The organism is Pseudoalteromonas luteoviolacea H33-S (assembly GCF_001625695.1).
Taxonomy (GTDB): domain Bacteria; phylum Pseudomonadota; class Gammaproteobacteria; order Enterobacterales; family Alteromonadaceae; genus Pseudoalteromonas; species Pseudoalteromonas luteoviolacea_B.
In genome coordinates, this window is record NZ_AUXY01000035.1 from 135263 (window position 1) to 149755 (window position 14493).

At 43.5% G+C, this 14493-nt stretch carries 15 protein-coding genes; 13 read left to right on the forward strand and 2 right to left on the reverse strand.

What is annotated here, in order from left to right:
* Window positions 1-59 precede the first annotated feature (59 nt).
* The 5 genes from gpmM (at window position 60) to N477_RS02405 (ending at window position 5403) form a co-directional block, all read left to right on the forward strand.
* Entirely contained in the window at window positions 60-1604 is a 1545-nt protein-coding gene (gene gpmM / locus N477_RS02385) for a 2,3-bisphosphoglycerate-independent phosphoglycerate mutase (protein ID WP_063361018.1), read from the forward strand.
* A gap of 2 nt (window positions 1605-1606) precedes the next feature.
* On the forward strand, window positions 1607-2752 hold the full coding sequence (locus N477_RS02390) for a murein hydrolase activator EnvC family protein (RefSeq protein WP_063361019.1): 1146 nt from the start codon (window positions 1607-1609) through the stop codon (window positions 2750-2752).
* A gap of 38 nt (window positions 2753-2790) precedes the next feature.
* Window positions 2791-4014 (forward strand): S41 family peptidase, encoded by a 1224-nt coding sequence (locus tag N477_RS02395; protein WP_081216381.1) that lies wholly within the window; start codon window positions 2791-2793, stop codon window positions 4012-4014.
* 109 nt (window positions 4015-4123) lie between these two features.
* On the forward strand, window positions 4124-4885 hold the full coding sequence (locus tag N477_RS02400; protein WP_063361020.1) for a divergent polysaccharide deacetylase family protein: 762 nt from the start codon (window positions 4124-4126) through the stop codon (window positions 4883-4885).
* A 98-nt stretch (window positions 4886-4983) separates the two neighbouring features.
* The gene (locus N477_RS02405) at window positions 4984-5403 is read left to right on the forward strand and encodes an HPP family protein (RefSeq protein WP_063361021.1); all 420 of its coding nucleotides are present in this window, start codon (window positions 4984-4986) and stop codon (window positions 5401-5403) included.
* Between the two features lie 48 nt (window positions 5404-5451).
* Here N477_RS02405 and pepB read toward each other — a convergent pair whose 3' ends face one another.
* Window positions 5452-6747, reverse strand: a complete 1296-nt coding sequence (gene pepB, locus N477_RS02410; RefSeq protein WP_063361022.1) for an aminopeptidase PepB — start codon at window positions 6745-6747, stop codon at window positions 5452-5454.
* Window positions 6748-6829: 82 nt separating this feature from the next.
* On the opposite strand from pepB, the gene sfsA reads away from it, so the two are divergent.
* From sfsA to N477_RS02450, 8 genes are all read left to right on the forward strand, one after another.
* On the forward strand, window positions 6830-7537 hold the full coding sequence (gene sfsA, locus N477_RS02415) for a DNA/RNA nuclease SfsA (protein ID WP_063361023.1): 708 nt from the start codon (window positions 6830-6832) through the stop codon (window positions 7535-7537).
* 164 nt (window positions 7538-7701) lie between these two features.
* Entirely contained in the window at window positions 7702-8145 is a 444-nt protein-coding gene (gene dksA, locus N477_RS02420; RefSeq protein WP_039611892.1) for an RNA polymerase-binding protein DksA, read from the forward strand.
* Between the two features lie 45 nt (window positions 8146-8190).
* Window positions 8191-9156, forward strand: a complete 966-nt coding sequence (gene gluQRS / locus N477_RS02425) for a tRNA glutamyl-Q(34) synthetase GluQRS (RefSeq protein ID WP_063361024.1) — start codon at window positions 8191-8193, stop codon at window positions 9154-9156.
* Window positions 9157-9515: 359 nt separating this feature from the next.
* Window positions 9516-10865, forward strand: coding sequence for a polynucleotide adenylyltransferase PcnB (gene pcnB / locus N477_RS02430; RefSeq protein ID WP_081216393.1), 1350 nt, complete (start codon window positions 9516-9518; stop codon window positions 10863-10865).
* A complete protein-coding gene (gene folK / locus N477_RS02435; protein ID WP_063361025.1) occupies window positions 10862-11368 on the forward strand; it encodes a 2-amino-4-hydroxy-6-hydroxymethyldihydropteridine diphosphokinase in 507 nt (168 codons plus the stop codon). The genes pcnB and folK overlap by 4 nt, the downstream gene beginning before the upstream one ends.
* Window positions 11369-12163: a 3-methyl-2-oxobutanoate hydroxymethyltransferase gene (panB, locus tag N477_RS02440; RefSeq protein ID WP_063361026.1), complete on the forward strand. Its 795-nt coding sequence runs from the start codon at window positions 11369-11371 to the stop codon at window positions 12161-12163.
* Window positions 12163-13011, forward strand: coding sequence for a pantoate--beta-alanine ligase (panC, locus tag N477_RS02445; protein ID WP_063361027.1), 849 nt, complete (start codon window positions 12163-12165; stop codon window positions 13009-13011). The genes panB and panC overlap by 1 nt, the downstream gene beginning before the upstream one ends.
* Window positions 13012-13198: 187 nt before the next feature.
* Window positions 13199-13435: a hypothetical protein gene (locus N477_RS02450; RefSeq protein WP_063361028.1), complete on the forward strand. Its 237-nt coding sequence runs from the start codon at window positions 13199-13201 to the stop codon at window positions 13433-13435.
* An 81-nt stretch (window positions 13436-13516) separates the two neighbouring features.
* Here the strand turns inward: N477_RS02450 and N477_RS02455 are convergent, their stop codons facing one another.
* Complete coding sequence (locus N477_RS02455; protein ID WP_063361029.1) at window positions 13517-14485, reverse strand: PstS family phosphate ABC transporter substrate-binding protein; 969 nt, start codon at window positions 14483-14485, stop codon at window positions 13517-13519.
* Window positions 14486-14493: the final 8 nt, after the last annotated feature.

A 14493-nucleotide genomic window follows, 5' to 3' on the forward strand; every position in this document is an offset into this window, starting at 1 on the left:
TTTTCGAGCTAAACAAGGTATTCTATGCGCCATCTATCGTGCATTTTTCAGGAGCCCAAATGACTACGAAGAAAAAACCACTGGTACTTATCATATTAGATGGCTGGGGATATAGAGAAGAAACACAAAGCAATGCAATCCTCGCGGCTAATACACCTGTTCTTGATTCGCTTTGGCAATCTCAGCCAAAAACGCTAATTTCAGGGTCTGGTCTAGATGTCGGTTTGCCTGACGGCCAAATGGGTAACTCTGAAGTAGGTCATGTCAACCTGGGTGCAGGAAGAATCGTATATCAAGATTTTACTCGTATCACCAAAGCCATTGATGATGGCGAATTTGCCCATAATCCAACCTTAGTAAAAAGCATTGATGATGCAGTTGCGCAGGGTAAAGCGGTGCACTTAATGGGTCTACTGAGTCCAGGTGGTGTTCACAGTCATGAAGACCACATTGTTGCCAGTATTGAGCTTGCCGCACAACGCGGTGCCAAAGACATTTATTTCCACGCGTTTTTAGATGGTCGTGATACACCACCACGCAGCGCAAAAGCATCTATCGAGCGTATTGAAGCGCTTTTTGCTCGCCTTGGTACTGGCCGCTTAGCATCAATTGTCGGTCGCTACTACGCGATGGATCGTGATAATCGCTGGGAACGTGTCGAACAAGCATACAACCTTATGGTGTCTGGTGAGGCGGAATATACGTTTACAGACGGTGTTGAGGCATTAGAAGCTGCATATCAACGCGATGAAAATGATGAGTTTGTCAAAGCAACAAGCATCACGCCAGAAGGCCTGCAAGCAGCTCAGATCCATGACGGTGATGCAATTCTATTTTTAAACTTCAGGGCAGACCGCGCAAGACAAATGACACGTGCATTTGTCGATGCAGATTTTGCTGGCTTTGAGAAGAAAAAAGCCCCAGCACTTAGCAGCTTTGTCATGATGACGGAATACGCAGCTGACATCGACGCCCCTATCGCATTTGCCCCTGAGAAGCTAAACAATGTACTGGGCGAATGGCTTGCAAAACACAACAAAACACAGCTTCGTATTTCAGAAACAGAAAAGTACGCACACGTTACATTCTTCTTCAGTGGCGGCCGTGAAGACTTATTTGAAGGTGAAAAGCGCGAACTCATCCCGTCACCGCAAGTAGCAACATACGACTTACAGCCTGAAATGAACTCAGAAATGCTGACAGATAAACTTATCGAAGCCATTCAAGGCGGTGAGTATGATGCCATTATCTGTAACTATCCAAATGGCGATATGGTCGGTCACTCTGGTGTATTTGACGCCGCAGTTCAAGCATGTGAAGCAGTCGATAACTGTATTGGTCGTGTTGTTGAAGCACTGAAAGAGCATGGTGGCGAAGCACTTATCACAGCTGACCATGGTAATGCTGAGCAAATGCAAGATCCAAACACAGGACAGGCACACACAGCACATACTAGCGAGCCGGTGCCATTTATATATGTTGGTCGTGATGCCGAGCCACAAGTCAATAAGACACTGAGCGATGTAGCACCAACCATGCTGCACCTGATGGGTCTAGAGCAACCAGCAGAGATGACTGGTTCGCCAATTATGCGCTTAAAATAAGTATGGTAAGAGGTAAACTCGCCAGCTTAGTTTTGGTGATTTCATTGTTCTCGGCGCATGCCGAGGCCAATGAATCACAAACCAAAGCAGATTTGGCTGCGGTTCAGGCTGAATTAAAAAAGAGTCAGGCTGCTTACAAAGAACAACAAGCGTCTTTTAGTGCACTCAAACAGCGCTTGCAGTCCTTTGAACTTGAAATTGCTAGAAGTGCAAAAGCGTTGACGCTGACACAACAAGGTATAAGCGAAAACAAACAACAGCAGTATGCTCTCGAGCAAGAAGGCGCGCAGCTGAATCGCCGCAAGCACAAGTTACAAAAGCTGCTTGCTGCGCAACTAAAAAGTGCCTATGTCACTGGCAGCCATGACTATTCAAAAATGCTGCTCAACCAACAAAAAACCGCAGCACTTGAGCGCACAATTAGCTACTACGACTACTTTAACAAAGCACGGATCAATCAGTTAGAAGACCTAAAAATGGTCTTTGTCGAGCTTGAAGAAAACCAGCAAGCGCTAGTCAGATCTCAGCAACAACTCATTGCACTCCTTGAGCAACAGCAGATCAGGCAAAGTGATTTACAACTTGCGCAAAAACAGCGTCAAACACACTTAGGCAAGCTAAATAATAAACTGCTTAAAACACAATCAGCCATTGCTTATTTAGAAGAAAATGAAACCACCTTAAAAACCACCTTAGAAGCCCTCGCGGAAGTACAAGCGCCTTCAGAAGAGGTGTTTATTGCCAAATTAGACGGTCTGCAACGGCTAAAGGGAAAATTGGCATGGCCACTAAAAGGCAAAATCAAAAAGCGGTTTGGCCAACGTAAACACGTCGGTATGAATTGGAAAGGCGTTATGATTGCCGGTAAAACAGGCACTGAAGTCAACAGCGTTGCGCCCGGCCATGTGGTTTATGCGGATTGGCTAAATGGTTTTGGTTGGGTCATTGTCCTTGACCATGGTAAAGGGTTTATGAGCTTATATGGGCACGCACAAACCCTTTTAAAAGATGTTGGCGACCATGTAAACCCGGGGGATGCCATCGCATTAGTGGGACAAAGCGGCGGACAACAAAATCCTGGGCTATACTTCGAAATACGGCATAAAGGAAGCGCTGTGAATCCAGTTAAATGGTGCAGATCAAGTTAAATGAATAACCTATGCTGCCCCGTCACTAGGAGCAGCATATGAAATACATTGTCTCAATTTCCCCGCCCGATAACCTAAAACGCGCGCACATCTACCTATGCGCATTATTTTTTACCTTATTATTTTCCTCCGTGCAGGCAAAGCAAATTAGCCATGCACACATGGAAGAAATTCTTTATCACATCCAAACATATTATGTTGAAGAAGTGCCTACTTCTCATATAAAGCAACATAACTTCAACGAATTATTTGAGCAGTTAGACCCGTACTCCAAGTATCTAAATGAACACGAATTAGAAACTTTGTTCAGTGCCACCAATGGCCGTTATACGGGGATTGGCATTGAAGTCGAAGAAGTGGAAAATCGAATTGTCATTGTCGATACATTACCAGGCTCTCCTGCTGAGCAAGCGGGTATTGAAGGGGGAGATAAGTTGGTTGCCGTCAATACACATGACGTCACAAATAAAAGCATCTCAGAGGTCTCCAAGCTGTTAAGAGAAGCCAAACTGTCTATTATTCACATCACCGTTGAGCGAGAGGAAGCACACGTCACACTGGCACTGAGACGTCAAGAAATCACGCTTGAAAGCGTCACCAGTAAGCTGCTCAAAGGGGATATAGGCTACATTTCTATCTCCTCGTTTAATAACCATAGCTATCATGACGTAGCTAGACACATCAATATGCTGTTTGCACACAGTGGTCTCTCTTTAAAGGGCTTGGTTATCGATCTGAGAGACAACCCAGGAGGAACACTCAATAGTGCTGTTGCGATTTCGGATTTATTTTTACAAAGCGGTGTCATTGTCACCACCAAAGGCCGTTTTTTTGATGCTAATCAGAAGTTTTATGCGGTTCAAGGCGACATTTTAAATGGCGCACCTATCTTGGTTTTGATCAACAAGCAATCGGCCTCAGCTGCTGAGATTTTAGCTGGCGCACTGCAAGATAATAAGCGCGCACTGATCCTCGGACAAGGCTCATTTGGCAAAGGTTCTGTGCAGTCATTGATCCCGATAGGCAACGGTACAAGCGCACTAAAATTAACCACAGCTCGCTATTATACGCCTTCAGGGCAATCTATTGAGGGCACAGGGATAAAGCCGGATGTTGAATATAGTAAAAACGCCCTATCGAGCCTCAATAAAACAGCTATAATGAGCAACGACAAAGCGAATAAAGACTTATTTACTCGCCTTGAAAAACACTGGCATGCTGCACGTCAACTAGTGGTAAAACAGCAACCTACAGTAAATTAAAGATAATAATGACGCTTTTATCAGTATAAAAATCGTGCTAGTTTAGGTGATAAGAGCGTCGTTAAAGAAACGACCAAAATAAAACATAACAAAAACTGTGATTTAACTTGTGCGCTTAAAACAACTTGCTGTTACAGCTTTGTGGCTGTGTGTATTTGCTTGTAATGCTAAGCAAATCGCCATTGTCATTGACGATATTGGAAATCACCAAAGAGACTTGGAGTTACTCAACTTACCAGGTCAAGTGACTTATGCCCTGCTCCCTCACACGCCATTTTCTCAACATTTTGCCTATCAAGCCGCATTAAAAAAGAAAGAGCTTATTCTGCACATCCCAATGCAGTCTTTAGATAATAAAGCCCTGGGCCCTGGCGGTTTAACACTGGATATGCAAAAGTGGCAATTGCAAAAAACGCTGGGTCATGCGCTCTCTAGCCTTCCCCACGTAAAAGGCGTTAACAACCACATGGGATCGGCACTGACTCAACACACAGAAGCCATGAAATGGACTATGGAAGTACTGAAAAAGCGCGATCTGTACTTTTTAGATAGCCGCACGACCCCCTATAGTCAGGCGCAGACTGCAGCTAATCTCTACGGCGTTGATAATGTGGCAAGGCACGTATTTTTAGACAATGAACTTGATCATGCACAATTAAAGATACAACTTAATCAACTTAAGACCATCGCGACAGAACAAGGATATGCAATAGGCATTGCCCACCCTTACCCACAGACACATCAGTTTTTAAATCGCGCACTACAAGATTTGCAAATTCAAGGGTTCGAACTGGTCCCCTTATCAACACTCGTTGAAAATAAATCTATTCGGCTGGCAGCACTGCAAAAATCAAATAACTTAACCCCATAGCTCCATTGATATGATGAGCACTTTCTTGATCTAAACGCAGGAAAACAACGCTATTATCAGTTATACCTAAAAGTAAGCTTTACTGATAGGAAAAAACTATGCTGCACACTGTTGAACAATTAATGACGCCAGATCCATTAGCAGTAAAATCTTCGCACACCCTGCATGACGCACACAATTTAATGCGAGAAAAGAATATTCGACATATTCCGGTCATTGATGACGACGGTCACTTAGTGGGTATGTTGACGCAAAAGATCATGATTGCCAAAGTCATGAACATTTTATCGACCTACGGCAACCTAGCGCTAGAACGAAAAGAAAAGCAAGAAAAGGTCAGTGAAGTAATGGCGAAAGATTTTGTCAGTGTAACCCCCAAACAAAGCCTGCATGAGGTCGTGACCTATTTCGTCGAAAATCGCCATGGCTGTATGCCTGTGGTTGATGAAAACAAAAAGCTACTGGGAATTTTAACCTCTTCTGACTTTGTCCGCCTTGCCGCAGCCCTGCTCTCTTAATCACAAACCAAGTAAAAAAGCCTCTATTTAGAGGCTTTTAACAGAACTTTAAGCTTTTGCAATCAAGGTACGTGCGACAGTTCGCATACCCATAGTCGTTGCGCCAGATGCCCACTGTGCACCGGCATTGTTTTGGAAGCTTGCCGCAAGGTCAATGTGAACCCAACCTTGGCCTTCATTCGGCACAAAACGTGATAAGAAACCAGCAGCATTAGACGCGCCGCCGTAACCACCGCCTTTTTGTGCACGGCTGTTTGCAGTATCAGCATACGCCGAAGGGCAATTATTTTGGTGCCACTTTTCTAACGGCAGTGGCCATGCAGCCTCAAATTCTTCACTAGCAAATTGCTGCACTTCACCAACCAACTCTTTGTCTAGGCCAAACAGCGCATTGTACTCTTGACCAACAGCCATTAGCGCCGCACCGGTGAGTGTTGCCGCATCAATGATCAATGGCGCCCCCGTTTCACCAGCAGCCATTAGGCCATCAGCAAGTACTAAACGACCTTCCGCATCTGTGTTCACAATCTCAACTGTTGTGCCATTTTTATACGTTAAGATGTCACCTAGCTTATATGCATGACCTGAGATCAAGTTTTCAGCGCAGCACAAGAACAACTTAATACGCTTATCGATACCACGCTCGATTGCCAACGCAAGGCCCGCAGTCACTGTCGCTGCGCCACCCATGTCACACTTCATCGTCAACATGCCTTCGCTTGGCTTGATTGAGTAACCGCCTGAATCGAATGTAATACCTTTACCCACAAGCGCCGCGCTCACAGGCGCATCTTCATCACCCGTTGGGTTAAAGTCTAATTCAAGTAGCACTGGTGCGCGCTCGCTACCGCGACCTACTTCATGAATACCAATCCATTGATGCTCTAGTAGTGCATCACCTTTAATGATTTGATAACTGACATGCTCAGGTGCCAAAGATTGAATAAATTCAGCGGCTTTACCTGCAAGGCTCTCAGGATAAATGTCTTCCGCAGTGCCATTGATCATTTGGCGCATCCAAGTCGCCGCTTGCTTAAGTGCTTGTAACTCTTTTAAATCTGACTGTGCATTTTCAGCAAAAGTAACTGGGTCAAGCTGTTTTGGGCTCACAAAGCCCTGATAAAATGCCCACTGAGACTCAGTGCACCATGCCTCACCACTTAACGCTACCGCAGGGATCCCCTGTTGTGCTAGGCTACGAGCCGCTTTTTGAATATGCTTTAGTGTTTCTTGCTCAGCTAAATGAATAATTGCACCCTGCTCGTCAAATGACAGTGATGCATTATTGCCCCAATGTGTTGCAGGCGCTTGTTCACTTAAGCGAACAATAAATTTATCAGACATATAGATTTTCACTCTTACGCTTGTTGTTGCTTGTCAGTGTACACTAGCAGCCCCATAGCCCCAAAACGAATGCGACTAAACAATGAAATTTTCATCTCAACTCCAAAGTGCCACGCTGCTCAAGCGTTATAAACGGTTTTTGGTCGACCTACGTACCAATGACAATGAAGAGTTCACAGTGCACTGTGCAAACACAGGTAAAATGACAGGATGTGCGGATAGTGGCTTCAAAGCCTATTACTCCACTAGCGATAACAAAAAGCGCAAATATGCGCATTCATTGGAATTAACTGAAAATAATCAGGGTCATCTGATCTGCGTCAACACTGGGGTCGCAAACAAGGTAGCTTATGAAGCAATAGAAGAAAATCGTATTGAAGAACTTGCTGGCTATGATGAGATCAAAAGTGAAATAAAGTATGGCCATGAGAATAGTCGCATCGATATTTTGCTCTCAAGCGATGACAAACCAGATTGCTACGTCGAAGTTAAATCTGTGACCTTGTTAGAACAAGGTCAAGGTTACTTCCCTGATGCGCAAACAGTTCGCGGACAAAAGCACCTTAGAGAGTTGATCCATATAAAAAAACAAGGCCAGCGTGCCGTGCTATTATTTATAGTTATGCACGATGGGATCGAATCTGTTCAAGCGGCGGCGCATATAGATAAAAAATATGCCCAATTATTGGCAGAAGCGAGAGGCGAAGGGGTTGAAATATATGCATATAAAGCACAAATCACCCCGACTGAGGTAAAAGTAATTAAGCAAGTATCTGTACTCAATACTTGAAAAAAAAATCTTTACCCACATATATCAGCCGTTAAAAACATCACCCCAAGGGCTTGTTTACGAACAGAGGCTATGCAAAAAGTGTTTGCTAAGGGTTGAAGATTTTGCTATTTATAGCCGCCGGCGTTAGCTGGGGTTGTTTATTAAGGATTTAGGAGAATGCTATGCCAGACCAAAAAAAACTAGGGTTATTGGCTCAGGCCGGTTTAGAACCTTACCAAGAAAAGCCGGGCGAAGAATACATGGGCGAGGCACAGCTAGCTCATTTTAAAAAAATATTAGAAGCATGGCGTAACGACCTTCGTAACGAAGTAGACCGCACCATGACTCACATGCAAGATGAAGCGGCAAATTTCCCTGATCCCGTTGACCGTGCAGCGCAAGAAGAAGAGTTTTCTCTTGAATTGCGTACACGTGACCGTGAGCGTAAGCTGATCAAGAAAATTGAAAAAACGTTACAGCTGATTGAAGAAGATGATTTTGGTTTCTGTAACTCTTGCGGTATTGAGATTGGCATCCGTCGTTTAGAAGCTCGTCCAACTGCAGATCTATGTGTGGATTGTAAAACACTTGCTGAGATAAAAGAAAAACAGCAAGGTCGAGGTTAAGCCGAGTAATTAACCTGTAAGTTAGATAGGTTAAACTCAGCAGTTATGCAGACCCCACAGACAAAAGACCCAGAGCAAAATCACCTTTTCGCTCTGGGTACGTCTTCAGATTATCGAGGACGCTTTGCCCCTTCACCTTCCGGCGCACTTCATTTTGGTTCATTAATCGCTGCCTTAGCCAGTTATATCGATGCCAAAGCGCACCACGGAAAATGGCTAGTCAGAATGGAAGACATTGATACACCTCGCGTTGTTAGAGGTGCAGCGGATGATATTCTTGCCACACTTGAAGCCTATGGATTGTATTGGGATGAAGAAGTCGTTTATCAAAGCCAAAGACATTCGCTTTATCAAGATGTCTTAACGGATTTAATGTCCACTTCCGATGTGTACGCATGTACCTGTACTCGTAAGCAAATTAAACAACGTGGCGGATTTTATGATAACCATTGCCGTGCCTCACAAAATCAAATTGAGAACAATGCACTACGGTTAAAACAAAACTTCCCCACATATCAGTTTGAAGATGCGCTGCAAGGTACAGTTTCTATACCTGAGCTCATCGCTCAAGAAGACTATACCGTGAAACGTCGTGATGGCCTTTATGCCTATCAACTGGTTGTTGTGGTCGATGATATAGAGCAAAAAATTAGCCATGTTGTACGCGGAGTCGACTTACTTGAGCCAACAGCAAGGCAGTTAAGTTTATTCAACCAACTTAACGCAACACCACCTAGCTATTTGCATGTGCCATTGGCGGTTGCAGAGCCCGGTTTTAAACTTTCTAAACAAAACCATGCACCGGCAATCGATAACAAAATGCCACAGCCCGCCCTCAAAGCCGCACTGTCGTTTTTAGGTTACGAACCCAACACACTCAATCAAATCGATGATATTGCAGATATGCTCCAATGGGCAATCTCGACTTATAGGCGTAACATTCTGCCCCCAAACAGAGAAATCCAAGTTCAGCAGCGCTCTCCATTGGAGTATCAATTTAAGCCGTTGTAACATTTTCATAGCGCCGATAGCTATCACCTAACTCAAAGACGTTTTCCATAACTTAGAGTGTGAATCAATCACAATAAATCACGAATGGTTGTTGCTATGAAGAAAATAAACCCTATGAACCTATTTATATTTCGTCTTCGCCGATTTGGTTGAAAATTTAATCGCTAATTCATGTCTGAAACTTCAATTTCAAGGCGTTTGAGTATATGATAGCGAGCCTTATTAAATCGCCTACACTTTAGAAAAAATAAAGCGATGTGCGAGATAAAACTATCAGGTAAATATGATGCTTCGGGTGGGGACTCAAAGTAGTTAGGAGAGTGGTTATTATTTCTAAAATATTCAAATTGTGTAGGCAAATTGTTGGTACTAAGCAAGCTAGCAGGACTGTAGAGGCCAAAGCAACACCTCAGATCATTCCTCGCAGTGAGCACAATATCTCTCGAAAACAATTTAGCCCCAATGCAATCAAAGTGTTATATCGATTAAAAGATGGTGGCTATGACGCATACCTTGTCGGTGGTTGTATTCGGGATATTTTGTTAGGCATCGAGCCAAAAGATTTTGATGTTGTGACAAATGCAACGCCTGAAGAAGTCAAACGCCTGTTTAGAAATTGTCGATTGATTGGTCGACGCTTTAGACTTGCGCACATCGTATTTGGCCGCGAAGTCATTGAAGTAGCCACTATGCGTGGTCATCATCAATCAAGCAGTAGCGACGACCCAACCAGCAAAGCCAGCGAGCAAGGGCAGCTGTTGCGTGATAACGTTTATGGCACCATTGAAGAGGATGCGCAGCGCCGCGACTTCTCTATCAATGCTCTATACTATTCCGTCAATGATTTTGGCGTCCGTGACTTTGCTGGCGGTATTGAAGCAATTAAAGCCAGACGTATCGAATTAATTGGCGACCCAGAAACACGTTACCGTGAAGATCCTGTGCGAATGCTACGTGCAGTGCGCTTTGCTACCAAACTCGATATGGAAATTGCACCGGCAACGCTCAATCCAATCTCAGAGCTATCCCCTTTACTAGGTAATATTCCACCTGCAAGACTATTTGAAGAAACTCTCAAGTTATTTTTAGGTGGCAAAGCCGAAGCGAATTTCCTCATGCTCAGAGAATTGGGCTTATTCAAGCAGCTCTTCCCAACCCTTGAAGAGATCTTAGAGCAGGAAGAGAGTGATTTTGAAAGACGCTTTGTACAGCAAATGTTTGCCAATACCGACGCGCGTATCAACAGCAACAAGAAGGTCACTCCAGCTTTCATCTATGCCGCATTGCTTTGGTTCCCACTACGTAAACGAGCTGCATTGTTAGAGCAACAAGGTGTCACTGAATATGACGCGTTTATGCAAGCGATTAGTCAGGTATTAAGTGAAAATGCACAAAGAGTTGCCGTACCAAAACGCTTCACATTGGGCGCCAGAGATATTTGGCATATTCAGCAGCGTTTAGACAGACGTAGTGGCCAACGCGCGTATAGATTGAGCCTACAACCTAAATTTAAAGCATCATACGATTTCTTATTATTGCGTGTTGAAAGCGGTGAGTCTGACCAGCAACAACTTGCAGATTGGTGGACTGAATATCTCAAACAAGATGTGAGTGGGCAAAAGGACATGGTTAAAAACCTTGGCCAAAAAGATCGTCCAAAGCGTAGATACCGTAATAAACCTCGCAGAAAACCAAAACAAGATTCATGAATATAGTTTATATCGGGCTTGGGGCGAATTTAGTTGATCCCCAAGCACAACTCATTAAGGCAGTAAATGCCTTGAATACACATCCCGCTTTTAACGAGTTGGTTGTGTCTAGCTTTTACGGCTCAAAACCTATGGGCCCGCAAGATCAACCTGATTATGTGAATGCAGTTGCTAGATTTGAAACACTATTAGCACCAGAAGCTGTGCTAGACCAATTGCAAGATATTGAACTACGTCAGGGTAGAGTGCGTAAAGATGAACGATGGGGACCAAGAACTTTAGACTTGGATATTTTATTGTTTAACGATGAAACCATCTCTACCAAGCGCCTAACTGTGCCACATTATGGCCTGTGCGATAGAGAGTTTGTGGTATTCCCACTGTTAGAGTTAACCCCTCAACTGGTACTTCCTAATGGTCAAATACTCAAGCAAATAGCTGAGAATTTACCAAAAAATGGCCTAACCACTCTACCTAAAAAAGAAACAAAGGAGACACTTTAAATGGCTAAAGTTTCGGTTTCAACCTTGGCTAAAAAAAAGCAACAAGGTGAAAAAATCACAGCGTTAACGGCTTACGATGCCAGCTTTGCGAAGCTTTTTTACGATAATGGCGTTGATGTTGTTTTAGTTGGTGACTCACTTGGCATGGTATTACAAGGCGGTGATGACACACTCGCAGTGACAACAGCTGATATCGCCTATCACACGCGCAGTGTCAGAGCAGGCGCCAAAGAATTATTTGTGATTGCTGATATGCCATTTATGAGTTATTCCAACCCAGCACAAACTTGTGAAAATGCAGCGACTTTAATGCGCAGCGGCGCAAATATGGTCAAGCTAGAAGGCGGTACGTGGCTAGTAGAGTCAATTAAACTACTTACTCAACAGGGTATTCCTGTTTGTGGTCACCTAGGCCTCACACCGCAATCTGTACATGTATTTGGTGGCTTTAAAATACAAGGGCGCGAGGAAGAGCAAGCATTACAGATGATTGCAGATGCACAAGCGCTAGAAGCAGCTGGCGCACAAATGCTGGTCATCGAATGTATTCCATCAAGTCTTGCCAAGCGCATTACAGAGGCCGTTAACATTCCCGTTATTGGCATTGGCGCAGGGAAAGAAGTAGATGGTCAAATCTTAGTTATGCACGATTTAGTTGGCATTTCAGCAGGCTATATTCCTAAATTTTCTAAAAACTTCTTAGCCGAAACCGGTAACATGCCAGACGCGGTTAAAAAATTCTGCGACGACGTCAAAACAGGCGCGTTCCCAGGCAAAGATCACGAGTTTAACTAATGCAATCTATTACCGAAATAAAGTCATTACGCAGCCAAATTAAAGCTTGGCGTCAGCAAGGACTAAGCATCGCATTTGTGCCTACAATGGGCAACTTGCATCAAGGACACTTTTCACTCGTTGAAAAAGCAAAAACACTGGCCGACAAAGTCGTTGTCAGCATTTTTGTTAACCCGATGCAATTTGGTAAAAATGAAGACTTAGATAGCTATCCTCGTACTCTGGTTCAAGATAAGCAAGGGCTTGCTGAACTGGGAACTGATATCGTTTTTACCCCCAGTGTAGAAACGATTTACCCTAATGGCCTAGCAACACAAAGCTTTGTAGATGTACCAGGTGTCTCTGAGGGCTATTGTGGTGGTAGTCGCAGTGGTCATTTTCGCGGTGTTGCCACGGTTGTAACTAAGTTATTTAACTTGGTACAGCCTGACTTTGCCTGCTTTGGTGAAAAAGACTACCAGCAACTTCAAGTCATCAAAACCATGGTTCATGACTTATCAATGCCAATTGAAATCATTGGTGTACCGACTCAAAGAGAAGTCTCAGGATTAGCAATGAGCTCTCGGAATGGCTATTTATCAGAGCAAGAAAAAGACGTTGCCAAAGTCCTTTATCAAGTATTGATGCAATCAGCAAAGCAGCTTGAAGCTGGCGAGCGAGATTTCAAAGCCCTTGAGGAACATGCTAAGTCAACGCTTGCGAACGCTGGTCTTAAGCCTGACTATTTCTCCGTTGCACACAGGTACACATTGCAACCTGCAGCAGCAAGTGACCAAGACTTTGTCATCTTAGCAGCCGCGTTTTTAGGGAATGTTAGACTGATAGACAATATCCAAGTCGGTAAGTAGTACGTCTGTTATAAACGCCCTTCATGGGCGTTTATGCTATTTCGACATGTCACACACGCTATTTCACTCCAATGCCTTTATCACGACATAACGCACTGCACTTTCTGAAAATATGCTAAATTTAATGTGTATTCAAAGATTAAAATAACACACCATACTCTCTATCAGTTGAATAATAGGATCTATTATGAGATTTGCGCTGCCCCTTTTACTGCTCGGTTTAGTTGCCTGTAGCAATCAACCAAACTCTCCGGAGCTCAATCAATGTGCTCAACAAAACTTTCAATGTGAACAAAATTGCTCGATGAGCTCGACTGAAAAAACCATGACAAGGCAGATATGTAATGGCGAATGTGTTGAAAAATATAATGCCTGTAAGGCGCAAGCTGAAGAGCTGACAAAAATACGAACGCTACAATATTAACTGTTTGAGTATTGAAGTTAAAGTGACACTTTTCCACAAAAAAAGCCGCTCATTGAGCGGCTTTTTACTTATTTTTGATACTTATAGAAGACCTAACTTCTTAAGTTCACGGTTTGCCATTTTGCTTGTTAGCGGCACATAACCGTCTTTTTCTACAATCTTTTGACCTTCTTTAGATAATACCATCTTCAAGAACTCAGCTTCGATTGGAGAAAGTGGTTTATTTGGGTGCTTGTTCACATAAACATATAGGAAACGTGAAAGTGGGTACTTACCAGTTGCCACGTTCTCTAGTGTTGCATCTACGAAGTTATCGCCTTTCTTCGAAAGTGGAACAGTACGAACACCAGACGTTTTATAACCTATACCTGAATAACCAATTGCATTTACAGATGAAGAAATAGACTGAACAACTGACGCAGAACCAGGCTGCTCGTTTACGTTATTTCTGAAGTCGCCTTTACACAGTGCTTTTTTCTTAAAGTAGCCATATGTACCAGATACTGAGTTACGACCGTATAATTGAATATCTTTTGCAGCCCAAGGACCATTTAGACCTACATCGCTCCAACGATCAACTTGCTTATCACCACCACACTTACGTGTTGAAGAGAAAATTGAATCCACTTGGTCAATACGTAAACCTTTAATTGGGTTATCTTTATGAACAAAAACAGCCAGCGCATCAATTGCTACACGTACTTCTGTCGGCTTGTAACCATAGCGCTTTTCGAAAGCTTCAACTTCTTTTGATTTCATCTTACGGCTCATTGGGCCGAAGTTTGCAGTTGCTTCTGTCAAAGCTGGCGGCGCAGTAGAAGAACCAGCCGCTTGAATTTGAATATTTACGTTAGGGTAAATACGTTTATATTCTTCAGCCCAAAACGTCATCATATTCGCTAGCGTATCTGAACCCACAGATGAAAAGTTACCTGAGATACCGCTGGTCTTGTTGTACTCTTGTAGGTTTTTATCAAGCGCTGATACTTGCGTTGATACCAATGTTGTCACAGCCACACCCATTGCGGCAACTAAGCTTTTAAATTTCATTGGGGTCA